Source organism: Enhygromyxa salina (genome assembly GCF_000737335.2).
In the GTDB taxonomy this organism is placed as follows: Bacteria; Myxococcota_A; Polyangia; order Nannocystales; family Nannocystaceae; genus Plesiocystis; species Plesiocystis salina_C.
The window spans coordinates 1-19,112 of the sequence record NZ_JMCC02000064.1 but is presented as its reverse complement, the minus strand read 5'-3'; the positions used below and the strand labels follow the sequence as shown (position 1 = coordinate 19,112).

The 19,112-nt window shown below is 69.1% G+C and carries 9 protein-coding genes; 3 read left to right on the top strand and 6 right to left on the bottom strand.

Features of this window, described 5'->3' with window-relative positions:
* Positions 1-32: 32 nt before the first annotated feature.
* A complete protein-coding gene (locus DB30_RS23495) occupies positions 33-2,462 on the top strand; it encodes an AAA family ATPase (RefSeq protein ID WP_240480309.1) in 2,430 nt (809 codons plus the stop codon).
* A gap of 145 nt (positions 2,463-2,607) precedes the next feature.
* Here DB30_RS23495 and DB30_RS23490 read toward each other — a convergent pair whose 3' ends face one another.
* The 3 genes from DB30_RS23490 to DB30_RS23480 form a co-directional block, all read right to left on the bottom strand.
* Positions 2,608-3,018: a hypothetical protein gene (locus DB30_RS23490; RefSeq protein ID WP_146660282.1), complete on the bottom strand. Its 411-nt coding sequence runs from the start codon at positions 3,016-3,018 to the stop codon at positions 2,608-2,610.
* Positions 3,019-3,142: 124 nt separating this feature from the next.
* Entirely contained in the window at positions 3,143-3,517 is a 375-nt protein-coding gene (locus tag DB30_RS23485) for a hypothetical protein (protein WP_146660279.1), read from the bottom strand.
* A 17-nt stretch (positions 3,518-3,534) separates the two neighbouring features.
* Positions 3,535-5,817: a hypothetical protein gene (locus tag DB30_RS23480; RefSeq protein ID WP_052552768.1), complete on the bottom strand. Its 2,283-nt coding sequence runs from the start codon at positions 5,815-5,817 to the stop codon at positions 3,535-3,537.
* Between the two features lie 252 nt (positions 5,818-6,069).
* On the opposite strand from DB30_RS23480, the gene DB30_RS23475 reads away from it, so the two are divergent.
* Positions 6,070-6,984 (top strand): hypothetical protein, encoded by a 915-nt coding sequence (locus DB30_RS23475; RefSeq protein ID WP_052552766.1) that lies wholly within the window; start codon positions 6,070-6,072, stop codon positions 6,982-6,984.
* A 796-nt stretch (positions 6,985-7,780) separates the two neighbouring features.
* The gene (locus DB30_RS23470; protein ID WP_146660277.1) at positions 7,781-8,596 is read left to right on the top strand and encodes a hypothetical protein; all 816 of its coding nucleotides are present in this window, start codon (positions 7,781-7,783) and stop codon (positions 8,594-8,596) included.
* A 27-nt stretch (positions 8,597-8,623) separates the two neighbouring features.
* On the opposite strand, the gene DB30_RS23465 is transcribed toward DB30_RS23470, so the two are convergent.
* The 3 genes from DB30_RS23465 to DB30_RS23455 all read right to left on the bottom strand — a co-directional run.
* A complete protein-coding gene (locus DB30_RS23465; RefSeq protein WP_052552762.1) occupies positions 8,624-8,899 on the bottom strand; it encodes a hypothetical protein in 276 nt (91 codons plus the stop codon).
* A 54-nt stretch (positions 8,900-8,953) separates the two neighbouring features.
* Complete coding sequence (locus tag DB30_RS41625; RefSeq protein WP_146660275.1) at positions 8,954-13,717, bottom strand: hypothetical protein; 4,764 nt, start codon at positions 13,715-13,717, stop codon at positions 8,954-8,956.
* Positions 13,718-13,935: 218 nt separating this feature from the next.
* Positions 13,936-19,112, bottom strand: a 5,177-nt coding sequence (locus DB30_RS23455; protein WP_165703916.1) for a hypothetical protein, incomplete at its 5' end; no start/stop codon positions are given.

Below are 19,112 nucleotides of genomic sequence, written 5' to 3'. Positions count from 1 at the left end.
GCATGCCAGCGGCCCACCGGAAGGGGGTCGCGTTGAAATCCTCGCTGCGCGTGTACTTCGTGACCCACCACGACGGCAAGCTGACCGGCACCTTGCTCGCGCGGGGCTGGACGCAGCAATTGCCCTCGGCGTTCGGGGCCAGCGAGGCCGAGGTCTACGCGGGGCTCGAGCAGATCGTCTCGGACATGATCACCCGCGAGCTCGCGCTCGATCCCTTCTTGTGGGACGAGGACCTCAACGCCCGCACGGTGCACGTCGAGGTCCACCCGCTCGCGGTCGTGCAGAAGCGCTGGGTGATCGGCAAGCAGGCGATCCCGCTGCGCTTGGCGTTCGCGTGGTCCAAGCTCGACAAGGGCGGCTATCGGGTCGTGCTGCCGCGCTTCGACTGGTGGTTCATCCTCGAGGACCTCGACATCGCCCCGCAGGTGCTTGGCCAGGCGGTCAGCAGCGCGCTGCTGGGCGAGGCGGCGCGCTCGTTGTTCGACTTCAGGGCGCTCGGGACCGAGCGGATCGAGGCCTGGTCGCCCGCGGTGCTGGGTCGTCGCAAGCGCAAACCCAGCCAGCCCGAGACCTGGGAGGTGTTCCCCACCCTTCACGCCGTCGCCGATGAATTGGTCCAGCACGCTCGGCGTCGGCGCTCTCGCCTGATCGAGCCCCCCGACACGCGGGCGCAGGCGCACCTGTGGGAGCGCGAGACCCCGGCTTCGATCCTGCTGGTTGGCGGGCCGGGTGTCGGCAAGACCACCTGGGTCGAGGCGCTCGCCCGCGAGTTCGCCCGACACCGCCGCGGGTCCCGACCCAGCGACGCGCGTACCCATCCCCGGATCTGGTCGACCTCGGCCGAGCGGATCATCGCGGGCATGATGTACCTCGGGCAGTGGGAGCAGCGCTGCCTCGACATGGTGCACGAGCTCTCGCACGAGGGCGACTATCTGTACGTCGGCCAGCTGCCGCCGCTGCTCGACGTCCGCAGCGCTCGCAGCTCGATCGCCGACTTTTTCCTGCCCGCGATCGAGGCCGGCGAACTCAGCCTCATCACGGAGTGTCACCCGCACGAGTACCAGCAGCTCAAGACCCGGGCCCCTCGCCTGCTCGCGGCGTTCGAGACCGTCAACATTGTCGAGACCCCCTCGGCCGCGATGCCGGGCCTGCTGCGCGCGTACCAAGCCCGGGTCAACCCCAAGCTCGCCCTGCAGCCAGAGGCCCTGCGCCGGGTCGTTCAGCACCTCGAGCTGTTCCGTCGCGACACTTGCTTTCCCGGCAAGGGGTTTCGGTTCCTCGATTGGCTCAACCAAGAGCACGGCTACGACGAGACCACGGCCCTGGCCGAGCGCGCCCGCACCCCAGCGGCCCTCGACGAGCCTGACAACGACGCCGCGGCAGGCCCCGACAGCGCGGCCGCGCCTGCGAGCTTCGGACCCACCAGCGAAGTCACGGTCATGCGCGCCCAGCAGGCATCGGCTGCGTTCTCGCGCCACACCGGGCTCCCGCTCGAGCTGATCAGCGAAGACTCCGTGGCCGGCCCGGCGATCATCGCCGCGCGGCTGCGCGCTGGCGTGATCGGCCAGGATCGTTCATGCGCGACGGCGGCCCGGGTGCTCGCGCGCTTCAAGGCCGGGCTCGATGATCCAGAGCGCCCGGTCGGCAGCCTGTTCTTCGTGGGTCCCACCGGCGTCGGCAAGACCGAGCTGGCCAAGCAGCTCGCGCGCTACATGTTCGGCGCGGCCGAGCGAATGATCCGGCTCGACATGTCGGAGTTCATGCTCCCCGGCTCGGCCCAGCGCCTGCTCGCGGTCGGCCCGGGGGTCGAGAGCCTGGCCGAGAAGGTCCGCCAGCAGCCGCTGTCGCTGATCTTGCTCGACGAGATCGAGAAGGCCCACGCCGAGGTGTTCGATCTGCTGCTCGCCGTGCTTGGCGAGGGCCGCATGACCGACGCGGGCGGCTGCTTGGTCGACTTTCGCATGACGCTGATCATCATGACCTCGAACCTGGGTGTGTCCGAGCGCGGCGCGGCCGGGTTTGGTGACAGCACGCAGGCCGAGCTCGGGCGGGGCTTCGACGCGGCCGTGCGTCGCCACTTTCGGCCCGAGTTCTTCAACCGCATCGACTTCGTGGTCCCGTTTCGCAACCTCGCGCCGGAAGACATTCGGGCGATCGTCGACCTCGAGCTCGAGACCCTCGGCAAGCGCACTGGGCTCGCGCGTCGTGAGCTTCGCCTGGCGGTCAGCGACTCGGCCCGCGCGACGCTGGCGGAGTGGGGCTGGCATCCAACCCGGGGCGCGCGGCCGCTCAAGCGCGTGCTCGAAGAGCAGGTGATGGCGCCGCTGGCCGTGCTGCTGGCGCGCACGCCCACGCTGCGCGGGCGCAAGGTCCCGGTCGTGACCGCGGCCGAGCGCGAGGGCCTTGGCTCCGATCCGCTCGCCGTCGTGTTGCCAGCGCAGCGCCCCACGGTCGCGCGCTGAGTCGTTCGCTCGCCCTGAGTCGGTGCGACTCCACGTCGCCTCCAACGTGTCTTGGGAACGCACTTGGGCACGGAGCGGCGGGCGAGTCATTCACGCAGGGGGTCACGCTACTGCGGGCTGACGTGGCCCAGGACCCAGCAGGCCATCAGGGGTTTTGCTCGCAACAACAACGCGCCGCCGTGTTCACCTGCCATTCGATCGCCTCGTCGCAGCTGCGCGAGACCACCGGGCCGATCTGCTCAGGATCCGTGCAGTCCTCGAGGTTCGAGATGATCATGTAGGTCCCGTCCGCGCAGGCGTTCTCGGAACACGTCGAGCCCACGGCCTCGCACTGGGCTTGGCAGGTCGAGAACTCTGTGTTCTCGAAGCACTCCATGAATGTCGGGGTGCAGCTGCCGGCCTCGCACTCGCCGACCCCAGGCAGCCACGGCCCAAAGGGAGCGCAAGCAGGCTCACACACCGCGACTTGGCCGTCGTCGGAGCAGGCCGTGGTCGAGCCCATGACCGCGAGTGTCATGAAACACGTGATCGACATGAATGAGAGGCGTCGTTTCATCCGTAGAGTCCGCCTCCGATCGGGAACCCGTCCGGCGGTGCTTCCACCGGCGTGTCACAGGCGAAGCCGTCGCCGCCGACGCACCGCCACTGCGGGTTGACGTGGCTCAGGACCAGAGAAGCCGTCAGGGGTCTTGCTCGCAACAACACCGCGCGGCCGTGTTCACCTGCCAGTCGATGCCCTCGTCGCACCTGCGCGAGATCACCCCGCCGATTATCATCTCGGGATTCGTGCAGTCCTCGAGGTTCGAGTGGATCATGTATGTACCGTCCGCGCAGCCGTTCTCGGCACACGTCGAGCCCACGGCCTCGCACTGGGCTTGGCATGTCGAGAACTCTGTGTTCTCGAAGCACTCCATGAATGTCGGGGTGCAGTTGCCAGCCACACACTCGCCGACCCCGGGCAGCCACGGCCCGTAGGGAGCACACGCGGGTTCGCACACCGCAGCTGGGCCGTCGTCAGCGCAGGCCGTGGTCAACCCCACGGCTACGAGTGTCATGATGGAGAGGAATCGATTCATCCGTAGAGTCCGCTTCCGATCGGGAATCCGTCCGGCGGTGCTTCCACCGGGGGGTCACAGGCGAAGGCGTCGCCGCCGACGCACCGCCACAGCGGGCTGACGTGGTCGGGATCCGCCGGGTCATGCCAAAGTATGTCGCTGCATCCGTCGTCGTCAAAGTCACCGACGACCGGCGCGTAGTCACCGTTGATCGAGAAGACCCGCGGCGTGTGCCCGCCCCCTTCGTCGAACTGCCAAATGACGCTGAGGGCATCGGGTGTCTCGGAGCGTGCGGCATACCAGAAGATGTCGTCGATCCCATCGCCGTTGAAGTCACCGATCAGCGGTCGAAACTCGCTCATCACCTGCCGTTCGAAGCGGTCGAAGATCACGGTGAACTGAGGGCTGACCGACAGCCACAGCCAGTCGGTGGGGAGCCCCGGTGCGTACCAAAACAGGTCCGTGCGATCGTCACCGTTGAAGTCGCCGATCAGCGGCATGTACTCGACGTCTGGCTCGAGTTCGATGCTTTGTCCCGGCACGGGGCCTTGGCGCTCGAAGCTAAATTCTGGAATCTGGCCCCACTCCCAGATCTCGATGGTCTGTGCGTCCGGCTGGTACCACAGCACGTCGTTCCCCCCGCCGCCAAACCCCCGGAACCGGGCTGGGATCGGGAACGCGTAGTCGGCGTAGTCGGCCGGGTGCACCGCCCCCGACCGCGGGTCGAGCAGGCTGTCGCTGGCGGGCCCGGGCCGATAGACGATGATCTGGTCGTCGATCTCGTGACCAAACGCGCCGATGACCGGAATCGTGAAGTCGGGCCCACCAAACGCCGCCGACGAGTAGCTCGTGCCGTCGTTGGTCACGAGAAAGTCCGGTAACCCGGTACCCGGGCCGAGCAACAACAAATCGAGATCGTTGGAGGTCCCCGAAACAAACAGCGGACTCGGGCGCAGGCCGACGGAGGTCTCGACAGCTCCGCCGCACGGCGGCGGCTGCCCATCCAGGCACCGCTCGACCGCACTAAATGTAATCGCCTGACCCGGCGATCCGGTCGACGTCCATTGTTGAATCGCATTGTCCAGCGGCGTGAACCAGGCGATCCCCGGGCGCTCGCTGCCATCGTAGGCGTAGTCGTGGACCAGGCTCGCCCCGCCCATCATCAACGGGTTCCGACGTGCCCGGGAGTATTGATAGAACGCGCCCAGCCGATCGAAGCCCGAGAGCCGCGGCTGATCCTTGGCCGCCCCGGGGCACGTGTCGTTGGCCATCACGGACTTTGGATCAGGCGGGGTCAACGAGCGCCACACCGTGAACTCGTTGCACACGTCTTGATCGAAGGCGAGGTGCTCGTGGGCGAAGCCGAGCACGTGCCCAAGCTCATGGCGGGCCGTGATCTGCATCTCCTGCTCGGAATCCAGAGCCCGGGGCCCAAACAAGAGCTCGCGCTCGAACCCGCCGGGGTTGTCTGGGCCCGCCCACTGGGGATCGAACTCGGTGATCGGCGTCGCGTTCGTGACCCCCGCGCACGGGCCCGCGCACTCGTCCGAAATGCCCATGCGCACGCGAAAGTGGATGTTGTTCTGCCCAGGCTGACAGCTGCCCGAGCCGATCCCCCCAGCGGGGTCATCGAATTCCGCGAGGTGCACGAAGTTGACTCCGGTGGCGCGCTCCCAGGCCTTCGTGCCGTGTTCCATGCCCCGCAAGATCCGCTCGTAGCGTTCCTGGTGCTTCTCCGCGGCGGCGTCGTTGTTCGGCTGCAGGTTCGGCTGCGGAAAGACCACGCCCACACACCAAGTCAACTCGAGCTTGCGGGGCTCGCTCCACACTTCGTCGAAGATCTCGTCGCTGAAGGCCAACAGCCTGGGACCTGGCGACTCTTGATCGTTCGTGAGCACCTGGTAGATGTCCCGAAGCTGCTGCGAGGTCACGAATTGATCGCCGTCGATCAGCCACCCGCCAGGCCACGGATCGGCGTACGCCTCGACAAACTCATCCCAACCCAGCGTCATCGGCTCGCGGGTCGCCAACGTGGGCGGCGGGGCAACCAGCGGCGCTGCCGGGACCGCGGACACGTCCAAGGTCCCCGTGGGCTCGCCTGCCACCAACGCCTGAAACTCGGGGAGCTCGGCGTCTGGAGCAGGCGGCGCCGCTCCATCGAGGGCAACCCAGTTTTCATCGCAACCGGGCCCTCCCGGGCCCAGCTCACCGCCCAAGTCGCCGGTCCCGCCAACCTCATCCTCGCCTTGCGGTCCATCGTCCGGCGCACACCCAGCGACGGCAAGGGCAGCGCCGAGCATGCCAATCCAAACTCCTCTTCCGTTGCCCGTTCGCCCTGCGCACATCGCGCGAGCTTACCCAGCTGCATCACTGGGTGCAAGCCCTCATTGACACGCCAAGCCCCTCGAGCTCAGGCCGAGCCCGCGCTGATGGCGCCAGCCAGAGGACATGGGCGACCGACGAGCCCCTCGAGCCCAACGCCAACCTCCCTGCGGTGCTGCGTCGGGGCGCGTGGTCGACACCCCCAGGCTTCTTCGATAGGGTCAAAAGCCATGCTCAATGTGGCCCTCGATCGCGCTCGTTACTTCTTTGTTCCTCGCACCACGGGCCGCCGACAGCTCGCCCTCGCGCGGCTGCTCCACAAGCGCAAACCCAAGCATGCCAGCCCCGATCTCGAGCAATCCGCCAAGGTCATGGGTAGTGCGATCAAGACAATCACGCAGGCGTACGTCGATCGACACATCGAGACCAGCGGCTCGAGCCCGGCGGAGGAGGCCGAGCTCGATCGCGTCGTCGATTTGCTATGGGTCGCGCTCTACGAGCGACTCGGGCATTGGGAGGTGTTCGAGCGCGACGGGGTCAGGCGGCTCGCCGCGAACCAACAACCTGATGGGTTTGACTACGCGAGCGCGGCAGATGAGGCCAAGCTCGCGCGCGTCGTCCGCGAGCGTCTGTTGGGCACGTCGGGGGTCGAATTCACGCGACTGTCGTACCTCGAACAGGGCGAATACATGCTGACGTTGTGGAGCGTCATCGAGCAAGGGGAGTACGGCGAGGCGCTCAGCAATTGGATCGGCCCGGACTTCTACGAGGCGCTGCGCGACTCTCAGAGCCACTATGAAGCAATGATCGAAAAGCGCTCGGCTCGCGAGCGCGGCTCGAGCGTCAACCTCCGTGAGCTGGGGCTCGACCTGCAGCGCACCATCCAAAACTACCTGATCGCGCTCCTGGCCATGATCCGCGACGATGATCCCGAGAACATTGCGATGATCCGTGCGGCGCTTCGACCGATCGACGCGGTCCGTGAGCAACTCGAGCGCGAGCGGGTCAAGGGGCGAGCCGGCCAGGTCGAGCCGCAACCCGAGCAGGCCCCCGACGCGTCCGAGCTGATTGACCTCGACGAGCTGATCGCCGAGGAGGCAGCGGTCAGCGCCGAGATCGGCATCGCGCCCGAAGCGGGCGAGTAGCGACGAGCGCGGGACGACTCGGCCCGACGACATGACCGACACCCGCGGGCCGGCTCCCCGCGGCAACCTGAATTGAGACCTCGGCCGGGCGGCACAGGCGCCCGCCGGCTCGTACCCGTTGAGGTTCAAGCGGTCGCGTGAGCGCCGACCCGACTACCTGTTGAGGTCCAGGCCCGCACGCGAGGCGCCCGCAGCTACTGGTTGATGCCGTCGTCGACTGTCCCTGACCTCCCAGCCCTCCCAGTCGAGGCCAACGCGCCGCGGAGCGGCTCCATCAGACTGCCGGTCGAGGCGGTGGTGTGCCCGCAGGGCCCAACGCGAACCACCTGTCGAGGCCAACGCGCGGCGCGGACGGCCGCGGATACTACCGATTGACCGCGCGCCACCCCCTCGTCGGTCGGCGGCTGCTACCGCTCGTTGCCGCCGGTGACGAGCCGCGGCCACGAACTCGACCCGTTGAAGCCGGAAGGCCGCGGGCAACCCACAGCGCGCTCCTCGTTGGAGGACGGGGCGTGCGCGCTCCGCTGCGCGGGAACCTGGGAGCTGCGGGCGAGGTGTCGAACACGGGTGTGACAAACACGGGTTGAGACAGCGAGCGCGTCGCCGTTCCTGCGATCGCTGCGGCGAGAGCGAGCGGCTGCGGTGCCACGGGCAGCAATGGCGCGCGATCGTGGATCGCCTCGCGCGACGCACGTACGTGTGTCGCACCCAGCCCGACTTCCACAATCCGTCTGGGGCCCACGGAGACTTCCACAATCCGTCTGGGGTCCACGGACATCCCTGGCATACTCCCGAGGTGCGTGCTTCTACCCTTGCCCTTCCCTGCTGCTCCGCGCTCGCGCTGGTGATGCTGACCGCCTGCCCTTCCGAGGATCCCCCCGTCGCGAGCGAGACCGAGACAGACACCGGCGAGCCCAGCTGCCTCGACACGGACACCCCTGGTCCAAGCATCGTCATCAGCTCCAACGCAGAGATCGAGGAGTTTCAGCTGGGCGAGTGCGTACCCGAGCGCATCACGATCACCGATGGTGTCACCGATCTCACCGGGCTCTCGAATTTGCGCGAGGTCGGGATCCTCGAGATCCGCTACGCGCCGCAGCTCACGACCTTGCTCGGGCTCGGCAACCTCGAGCGGGTCGGGACCCTGATCATCACGGGCATGAACGTGATGCCAACCCTGATCGAGTTCAAGCAGCTCACCACGGTTGGCTCGATCTCGATCACCGCCAACAGCGGCCTCACGGATCTCGGCTCGTTCCCCGCGCTGACCTCGGCCAAAGGGCTCGAGATCTCCGCCAACGACGACCTGACCGACTTCAGCGGCTTCGAGGCGCTCAGCTCACTCACCGGCAGCCTCCAGTTGGTGAGCAGTCCGATCATCGAGAACTTCACCGGCTTCGAGAGCCTGGTGAGCGTGGGCGGCGATCTCTTGATCGAGGACAACGACGCGCTGACCAGCTTCGATGGCCTGGGCGTGACCTCGATCGGTGGAGACCTGAAGGTGCTGACCAACGAGAAGCTGTCGGAGTGCCTGGTGATGGACTACTCGGAGATCGTCGACGTTGGCGGGGCGAGGATCCTCAACGGCAACAAGGTCGCGCTTTGCGACTGACATGCGCCGCGGATCGGCGCTCGCCGACTACTCCTTGATCGGAGAGGGTGCCGGCACTTCCTCAGGCTCGGGCTCGATCGGGGGCAGCGCGTTGCCATCGGGACTCGGCTCGGGCGCCCCCTTGACCCCGAACTCCTTGGCCTCGGGCTCCGGCTCTTTCTTGTCAGCTGCCGGCGCCTCCTTGGCCTCGGCCGCGGGCGCCTCTTTGGCCTTCTCGTCCTGTTTGGTCTCGGTTTCCTTGTTGCACGCGGCCAGGGCCAGGGCAGCGGTCAACAGCAAAAAGCGCGAACGATCGACTTCCATCGGCCTCAGTATCTCGGCCCGTGCGCGCGGATGCAAGGTCGCAGCCTGGCGGCGCTACCCGCTCTTGCGCGCCTTGAGCTTGGCCGCCAGCGCCTTCCCCAACCAACCACCCTTGGCCCGCGCATAGATCTCGCGCATCTCGACGGCCATCTTGTTGTGGCTGACGCGGAAGTCGACGAGGTCTTGCACGAGCTGCCGCGACTGCCGGTAGCGCACGGCGCCGTCCATGAAGTCGATCCAACCTTCGATCGATGTCCAGAATTTCCCGCCCTTGGCCGCGGCCCCGCCCGCGCTGTCGAGCTTGGCGAGCTTCTGGCGGTGGATCGCGTCGGCCTTCTCGCGCAGGGCCGCGCGCAGCGACGCTTCTTGGCCGCTGCCCTTGGTCATCTCGGGCAGGCGCTTGACCATCATGCCGGTGTCGGTGAACCCGAAGTCCGAGTGGGCGTCGAGGCTGCGCAGGGCGTCGAGGCGGGTCTGCTCGTCGTCGCTGTCGAGCTTGTCGAGGCCAATGCACACGGCGTCGAGCGCCAACCATCGGTAGATGAAGTCGAGGCCGGTGCCCTTGATGTTCTGGGTGCCCATGACCGTGACGTGGACGCCGGGCGGGACGGCCCGGGCGCACTGATCGATGATCTGATCGCCGGTCGCCCCAGAGTCCCACACGATGATGACCTGGGCCCGAAACAAGGTGATCCAGGCCCGCGTCAGCTCGGTCGTGAAGCTGGTCAGGGCCGCGGGGCTGCGGGCCTCGAGCACGGGCTCGAGCTTGGCGGCGAACCGGCCGGCGATCACGATCCGCGCGATGCGATCACGCAAGTGGGCGAGCAAATCTTCATAGTCTGCGGCGCGGCCGACCTCGTGGGGGTGGATGAGGGTTGGATCTTCGGCGCTGCGATCGTGGACCTGGCGGACCGCGGCGTTGAGCTCCTTGTCGCTGGCGAGCCTGGCGACGACGGGCTCGAACTCGTGGCTGCCCTCGCTGCCGCGCAGCTTGGCGACGCAGGACTGCAGCGCGAGCGCCTCGGCGCTGTCGGGATCGAAGCGGCGACCGAGCGCGGCGAGGCCCAGCCGCAGCAGCGTGCACAGCTGCTCCCACCAGCCCTCGACTGGACCGCGAACCCGACCAAACAGGGCCTTGAGCCGGTTGCGGGCGCGCTCGTGGCCGGCCCCACCCGCGACGAGCGCCTCGGCGTCAACGAGCTCCTGCTCGGCGGCGAAGTTCTCGAGCGCGCGGTCAACGAAGATCTGCAGGCCCGCGAGGTTGGTCCCGATCAGCACGTGGGCGTCGACGGCGACGTCATTGACGAGGATCCGCGAGAACACCTCGGAGCGGCTCACCCGATCATCGCGGTTGTTGACCACGGTGATGACCATGCGCGCCGGATCCCCGGCCGCGGCCAGATCGACGCAGCCCGTGCGCTTCCAGTTGTTCAAGAACCCAGCCCGCTCGTTGGCCGAGCAGCCGTTGACGAACGAGAGCGTGCGCCCGCGAACCTGGACGTCCGGGTAGAACTTGAGCACCCCCAGATCGGGATACACGTAGTCGGCCATGCACACGATCGCCAGCTCGTCGTCGATCCCCAGCTGCCGGGCGAGCTCGGTGACCAACGCGATGTTGCGCGGGTGCTCCGAGTACGGAAACAGACCGAGCAGATCATCGGGGAGCAGATCACCCTCGTAGTCGCCGATCTCGAGCAGCTCGGCGCCGCGCTCCTTGGCCGAGTCTCGCAGCACCGGGTTGAACGCGAGCTCGGAGCTGACCACCAGGTTGCCTTCCGGGATGAACCGACCGATCACCGTGGCGACGTCGATCCCAGCCGGGCCCTGGATGTCTTCGTGATCTGGGTAGGTGTTGGTGATCGTCGCAAAGTCGTCGCGCATCCAGCCGCGCTGCAGGATGTCGACGTACTCGGGGTTGAGCGCCATGCACTCCCACAAGAACACCTCGCTCTTGAGCCCGGCGGCGAGCACCAACAAGTTGCGCTGCTCCCAGATCGTGGCCTTGCCATAGGGCCGGAAGGTGTAGATCTCCACCTGCGGACCCAGCGGGACCGAGTGGATGAACATCGCCTCGCAGCCAGTGGTCTTCGAGAAGGTTCGAAACCCGAGCCCGTGGAACAAGCCGGCCTTGAGCCGCTCGGTGCCCGACTTGCCCCGCGTGCCCCAGCCACCGATCGACAGCGGGATCGCGGCGCGAGCCTGGGCGATCTTGCGGCGGCGAGCGTAGCCGGAGCCCAAAAACCACCCCGACAGCCCCAGCGCGAACAGGCCCAGCGCCTCTTGGCTGTTGCCCTCGAGCGTCAGGAAGTAGTGCAGGTTGTCGCGCAGCCACTCGTTCATGCCCGCGCGCAGATCCGGCAGCGCGGCGCCACCGGCCGAGAGACTGGCGATCGGAATTAGCGAGGCGCGCGGCTGTTCGGGGGCTGGCGCGTGGGTGCCGACGACGACCGCGGCCGGCCCCAAAGGCGCAGCCTCGGGCGCAGGATCGGTCTCGGGATCCGGCGTCGGTTCGGTCGGGGCCTCGGGTTCGGGCGCGGCCTTGCTCGGGTCCCCGGGAAACAGCGCGCGCAGCCGCGGCGGGACCGGGCGCTCGCCGATCACCGAGGGGTGGGCCCGAAACTCGAGCTCGACGCCGTAGCGGTTGCGCAGCTCATCGGCGTAGCGACGCCGCTCGCTGGGCTCGTCGGCCATCAGCGCGCGACGGCGCAGCTCCGAGAGCTCCGCGTAGCGAAAATTCAAGCGCCAGCGCGACCACAGCCGGCGGGCCAGGTTGCCGCGCAGGCGCATGCTGGTGACGCCGTGGCTCGACAGGACCTCGACCGGATCGCGCCGAAGCCCACGCAGCCACTGCAGGCCCAGCAAGTCGTCAACGAGGGGCAGGTGGCGACCCCAGCCGCCCTCGGCGTCGAGGTTGAGCCGCTCACCCGGGACCACGGTCGCGGTGACCTCGTCGAGCCGGCCCGGGTGCGCGCGCAGCTTGCCGACCAGCCGCCGACCGACCGTGTGCCGAAACGCTTGGCGCTTGTTGCCGGCCGGGTGGCGCAGCTCGTGAAGCGTTCGCCACATGCGGGTGACCCGATGATCCCCGCGCCGCACCAACAGCCGCTTGCCTCGCTGGTCGACGTCTAGACCCCAGTCGTTGCGGGTCAGCATCGGCAAGATCCGCACGAGCTCGTCGTGGCTGGGGCGCTGGCCCTCGTGGCTCGGCAGCGGGATCCGCCGCTGGCCGCCCGATGGCACCCGCTGGACCGCCTCGTTCAGCGCCTTGGTCCACGCCGCGCGCTCGCGCCGAAGCGCGACGTCGATCTGTTCGATCGCAATCGACACGGCCTCGTGGATCGAGGCGCTGCGACTCACGTCGGCCAGGCAGGTGTGCAGCGCTTCGACCAGGGTGTGGGCGTGTCGCTGCAGCGCGCTCTCGAGACCGGGGGCTTCGGCGAGCAGCTCGCAGGTCGCGGCCGCTTGCTCGCACGCGACGCGGGCGATCAGAGGGTTGCTGATCCCCACGATCGTGGCGACGAGCCGCTCGACGATGACCTCGGCGACCTGCTCGCCGGCCTGGGTGTCGCTCGCGACTCGCAGCCCGCGAACCATAGCGAGGCAGGCGCTGGCGTGGACCCGCGGCATCTCGACCGGGGCCGCGCCGTCCCCGACCCGCGTGAGCAGCCGGGCGAATTCGAAGAACGACTCGGGCCGCTCGAGCGCCAGGTGCTCGAGGGCGTTGGCGTGGGCGATCCGCACGAACTCGCTGGGGTCACCCAGCGCGATCGCCTCGGCCAAGAGCTCGGCCTCGGCGCTGTGTTCGAGCTGCGCGGCGAGCTGCTGGATCACCAACCCACGCACCAAGAAGTCGCGCTTGGGCCACTCGGGCGGGGTGGTCGCGTCGAGGCCCAAGCGCCGGCGCACGCACGCGCGATGGACCTCGGGGTCAACGCGCCGCAGGCAGGCGATCGCCCGCGCTTGAACCCACTCGTGCTCGTTGACGTCCTCGGCGATCACCAACAAGCCCGCGCGCAGATCGGTCACGCCGCGCTGCGGTGACTCGTTGCGATATCCACGACCACGCGGGAGCGCCGGGATCGCTGGCAGCGCGGGCAGGATCGGCAAGCCCAGGCACGCGAGCGCGGCCTCGAGGCTCTCGAGGCAGGCCAGACGCGACGGCCAGCGTCGCAGCAAGCTGAGCTGGTTGAGCAAGAACGAGACCGGCTCGACCTGGGCCAGCACGGTGCGGACCTCGCTGTACAGCCCAAGCGAGGCGTCGTGCACGAACGACGAGCTCGCGTCCCAGTCCTCGGCGACCAACGCCTGCTCGATCGCCGGGCCGACGATCATGATGCCAAGCTCGATCGCCACGACCAAGACCTCGCGCTGGTCGTCGTAGCGCTCGCGCAGCGCGTCGAGATCGAGGTGACGGCTGAGCGCCAGGCGATCGGCCCGGGCCGCGCGGGCGTCGGCAGCGGTCTCGTCGATCATCAGCTCGAGGCGGTTGCGGCGAGCGGTGTCCGTCTTGGCCCGCGCGTAGGCTTCGACATGATTCGCGACGTGGCGCTCGAGCTCGGCGAGCTCGAGCTGCAGCTGACCGATCACGCGGACGGTGAGCACGGCGAGGCTCGCGAGCCGCAGGCCCAGCCGATCTTCGCCGGCGAAGTCGCGCGGATCGGTGAGCTCTGCGATCCGCAGCGCGAGCGGCTCGAGGCGATCACGCCGACAGCGTGCCTGCAGCGGCGGCAGGACCTGCTCGATCAGCTGAACCAGCGCAGCCACGGCGGCGGCCGGCGGCGGCGTGCGAGTGAAGGATCCTGAGCGATGTGGGGCCATGAAAGCAGGCGGGGCACGGGAGCTTAACCCGAGCCAAGAGCCCCGTCCCGCGAACGAAAGGCGCGTGATCGGCTCACACGCCTCAATTCTCGCGCGGTGGCCCGAACCGGCGAGCGGGACATCGCGCTCAGACGCTCAGATCGGCAACCTGTAGGCAATTGGCCGCGATCCGCTTTGTGTACAGTTCTCGCGCGCGGTCGGTCGTGCGGGGCCTCGGTTCAGCGCGGTCGTGCGAGCGCTCGCCCCTGTGCTTGGGTCGAGCGAGCCTGGTGCTCGTCGTCACCCCAACCGCGCGGAGCCCACGGCTCGCCAAACCACAGCTCGCCGGGCCCGTAGTCACGCAGGCGCCGGCCAAACACCGCGTCCACGCGGATCCACAGCTCGATGATGTCGCGCACCGGGCTGGGGCCGTTGGATAGATACAGCTGGTTGCGCAGGCCAAACGCCACGCGAGCGGTGTCGCGGGCCCAGACCCCGAGCCCGAGCTCGGCGTCGACCCGATGACGCAGGGTCGTCAAGCTGCGATCTCGATCGGCGAAGCGTGAGGACAGCTGGTAGCTCAGCCCCCAGGTCGGGACCCACGGCCGGGGCCGCCGGCCGATGCCCGTGAGCCCAACCTCGACGTTGACGTGGTCGAGCGGGACCGGATCGCCGTTGAGGTTGGGCATCAGCGAGGCCACCCCAAACACCGCGAGATCTTGGAAGGGATAGCCGCGCAGCTCGAGCTCGGGACGCAGCTGGATCGGGTGATCCTCGAGGTAGCGCTGGTACACGCGCGGGTGCGGCTCGAGCACCCCGGGCGCGCTCGCAACCCGTGCACGGTTCAAGGTCTGGTAGCGCAGGCCCACGCTCAAGCCGGGCCGCAGCTGGACATAGCGGCCCAGCCAGAACAGACGATCGACGAAGCCGTACAGGCGCACGCTGGCCTCGGCGCGACCGAGGAACGAGTGGGCCATCACGTCGAGCTCGGCGCCAAGCCGCGCACCGATCACGGGCAGCCGCGCGCCGAGGCCAATGATCCCGCCAGCCGCGACCGGGCTCTGGACCCGCACTGCTGTCTGGGCGGCCACGCGCATCCACAGCAGATTTTCGACAAGCTCACGACGCCAGCCGATCTGCGCGTGCAGACCGAACTGCGGGACGAAGTCGTCGACGTTGCCGATGTCGTCGAGTCCAACCCTGACGCGGGCATCGAGCGATCCAATCCGGTTGCGGATCGGCTCGATCTCGTCGCGCGCGAGCACGGGGCTCGCAAGGCCGACGCTGCGCCAGTCGAAGGTGTCGACATAGGGCGACACCCGCGGGTCCAGCTCGCGGATCGAGACCTGCGCTGGCGGGGGAATGTCGGGACGATCTCGCCGAACCCGGGCCCGGATCAGCGCGCGACCTTGGTCGCTGCTGAGTCGCACCCGATAGGGCAGTGCCTCGGTCAGCAGCACGATGTGGCCGCTCGCGTGGGCGACCTCGAAGTGGCGCCGGGTCTCGGTGATCACGGCGCGCTCGCGCTCGCCATCGAGCGGCAACAAGCCCCGCTCGGGTCCCCCGGCGGGCGCTGCGTCACCGAGCGCCTCGATGCTCGCGATCAACTCCTGGGCCTGCTTGTCGGGGTCCGCGGTGGTCAGCGCCCGCGTCTCGACGTGCAAGCTCGCCGGCCCGAGCACGATGAATTCGACGGGCTTGCCCGACTCGGCCGTCCACCAGCGCGCGCGCCGATACGCCTCGACCACCTGCAGCTGCGCCGGGTCGTCGCTCGCGTTGCTCGGCGCCGTGCGGGTCCGCCATGAGCACAGCCAGATCGGATCGTCGCCGAGCACGACCTCGAGCTGGTGGCGGGCGCGGCGACCCACTGGCAGCTCGACGGTGAGGATCTTGGCGTCTTGAACCTCGACCTCCTGACGAATGTCGACCGGGGCGCGGCCCTTGGCGCGCAGGCGCAGGGTCACATGCGCGCGCCCAAACGCGTTGGGATCGTCAGCCCCGACGCCGCGCCCCGGGGCGAGATCGGGACGCGCGACGCGACACCAGAATTCGGCTGTCACCCGACCCGGCGTGGCGTCCCACGCCAGCACGCCCTTGCGCCCGGGCATCAGCTGCTCGGACTCGCCGCTGGACCACGGCGCGACCAACAGCGCCTCACGAACCTGGGCCGAGGGCCCGGGCTCGAGCTCGGACACGGGCAGCTCGAGGCGCTCGAACCCGGCGTTGTCTTCGCTGTGATCGAGGGTGCTCCAGTCGCTGCGCAGCGCGGCGATGAACGCCAGCCTGCGCACGCTGGTGTGGCCATAGCCTGGCTCGAGCTCCCGCGACAGACCGAACGCCAAGCCAGCGTCACGCGCGTCGCTGCCCGGCTCGTCGAGATGGGTGAGCAGCGGCCCGACCGCCGCGAGCCCCACGGCGATCGGCTCGCGGATGTGTCCTGGGTCGCCCTGCATGCGCCCGTAGAGCTCCACCCACGCGCGCCCGGCCTCGCGCTCCCGACCCACGTCTGCGCTGAGCAGGTGGGCCCGCGTGAGCTCGGCGAGCAGCAGCGAGGCGTCGAGCTCGGTCGACGCTGGGCTGGCTTCGCGCTCGAGCTGCAGGCGCGCCAGCTCGGCTTCGACGATCGCCAGCGCGTCGTCGTTGGTGCCCTCGCGCAGCTTCCCCCACACCCCCAACCACGGCTCGAGCTGGGCTCGCTCCGCGCCAATGTGGGCCGCGAGCGCGGGCTCGGTGAGCATCGGATCGAGCGGGCGGCTCAGATCCGTGACGACGATCTCGCGGGGTTCGATCAGCGCGTCGAACCGGCGCTCGAGCTCACCGAGCAGCGCGTCGGCGCGCTCGCGCTGGCGAAGCAAGAGATCGGCCCGGTCCGACCACGCCGCCAACCGCAGCAGATCAGCCCGCGCGTTGCCGGTCTCGCCGAGCATCAGCAACAACGCCGCGCGCCGGGCCCGACGATCGAGGTCGCTGGGGACCACCAGCAGCAGCCGGCTGAGTTGGCGCAGCTCCTCGAGCATGCTGACCCCGTCGAGCGCGGTCAGGCCGTCGAACACCTCGACGAGGGTTGGGTCGAGCTCGGCGTCCCCGCCCGCTCCAGCCCCGAGGTCGCTTGGACGCAGGCCCCGACGCAGCGACAGCGACGCCGCGATCTCGAGCCCGTCCTCGACGTCGAACATCAGCTGCTCGGTCGGTCCTGCGATCGTCAGGTTGATGTCGTGGCGAGGCGAGGCCCACGGGCTCTTGCGGATCGGCAAGGCCTCGAGATCGATGTCCATCACGTGGACACCCGGGTCGAGCTCCTGCGTGGCGCCAGCGGCTGCAGGCGTGCGAGGATCGAACAGCACGGTCTTGCTTGGCGGCTCGGTGCCCGGCTCGAACTCACCGACTTGATGCATCGTGATCCAAACCGGCCGCGGCGGAATGTTCTGGGGCCAGCGCAGCTCGAGGCGGACCACGCCGGGCACCGCCGGACCTGGCAGGTACCAGCTCGACGACGCCAGCGGCCACATGCGCTCGCGTCGGCCGACTTCGCTGGGATCGAGCGCGCTCACGTCGGCGGGTGGGGCGTCGACCCACGCCACGGTCCCCGGGGGGCCGTCGACCCGGATCTCGTGCTCACCCTCGGTCACGGCCACTTGGTGGCGCTGGACGCCGGCCAGCTGCGGGCTGTACCAACGCTGGCCGTCGACCTGTAGCAGCGCGGGCTCGAGCTCGCCCAGCGGCGTCGCAATATGAACGGCGAGCAGGCGCAGACGTCGAGTCTCCGGCGTGGGCGTCTCGTCGTCGGAGGGGTCATCGAGCTCGCGGCGGATCGTCTGCGGTCCCAACTCGGCCCGGACCCGCGCGGATCGGCCGATGTCGAGGCGGAGCCAGCTGTCGGCGTGCTCGGCCGGATCGACGAGCGGCCCCTCGCGCGCGACCAGCCACTCGCCGACCGGGGCGAACATGGGCAGCGCCGACGACGAGTGCCGCGACACGGGGCGACGCCGCGACCAGGTCGACGCCAAGCTCCACAAGCGCAGGGTCTGGGCGCGCAGATCGTCATCCGCGGGGGCCCGCGTGCGCGCCAGCTCGAGCAGCGCCAGCGCGGGGCTGCGGACCAACGCCCGCGTGGGCTCGAGCAGCTCGGCGAGCACCCGCAGACCCTCGACCGGCAGCTCGCCGATCGGATCCGCCCCGCCAGCGACCTGCTCGACCAGCAAGCGCGAGTGCTCGCGGCGACCCAGCGTCGCCGCCAACACCAACCACTGGGTCCGCAGCTGCCCGCGGACCTCGGGCGCCACGCTGGGATCTCGAGCCAGGGCCGCCAACCACGGCCGAACCCGCTCGACGAGGTGGTCCATCGCGCGCTCGTCGAGCCGGCTGTCGCTGGCCGCTTGGGCCAAGATCGCGACAGCGAGCAGCGGGCTGCGCTGGGCCAGCGCGTCGAGTCGAGGATCGTTCGAGACGATCGGCAGCGGCGTCAGGGTCTCACGCGAGAGCAACACCTCGAGCCACTCGTGTCCGGGCGCGCTGGTCTTGGCCAGCCCCCGCGTGGCCGCCTTGGCCCGCTTGCCTGGCGTCCACCCACGCAGCGACAACAGCGACGCCTCGGTTCGACGCGCGCCCTCGATCGAGATCAACGCCGGACCCCCGACCAGCTCGATCTGGTAGTCGCGGCGACCTGGCGCGAGCACGACCGTCAGATCGGCGAACTCGCCGACCGGATCGCCGGCCTCGGTCAACAAGGGCTCGAGCTGCGGCAGCGCGGTGTCGGGATCGACGCTGTACATCGCCGCGCGATCGCTGAGCAGCAGCCGCTCGATCACGCGACCGCCAGCGTGGACCCGCAGCTCGGCCGCCTGCAGCGTGGACCCAGCTGGCGCCCACGCCCGCGCCGAGATCCGCAGCTGTCCAGGACCCTTGCGATCGATCGTCCAGCTGCGCGGCTGGTCCGCGAGGCGATAGTCGTTGCTGTTCTTGACCGCCAGCCGCACCGGCTTCGTGTCGTCGAGGCCAATCGGCCGGTCCCGGGCCCGATCGCGCACATAGTAGGGCCGCACGTCCGGCCGCGCGCGATCGATCTGGTTGATCGCCGCGAGCATCCGCCACGCCTCGATCGCGCGCTCGAAGCGACGCTCCCCCCCGCCGAGCCGGCTCAGTTCGCCGGCCAGCGCGGCGTGAAGCGCCAGGCGGCGGGAGAGGTCGTCAGCTGGTCCGATCAGCGTGGGCATCTGATCCATGGCCCCATCGTTGGCGATCCACTCGAGCAGCTCCTGCTCGACCTCGACCGCGGCGTAGCGCGGCGATCGTGGCTCGACGCGCTCGATGATCACCCGGGTCGGCGCGTCAGCTTCGATCGACCACACGGCGCCGGTGCTCGGCGGCTGGTGCAGCTCCCAGCGCCGCTCGCCGCCGGGCCCCGACGCGACCGCGC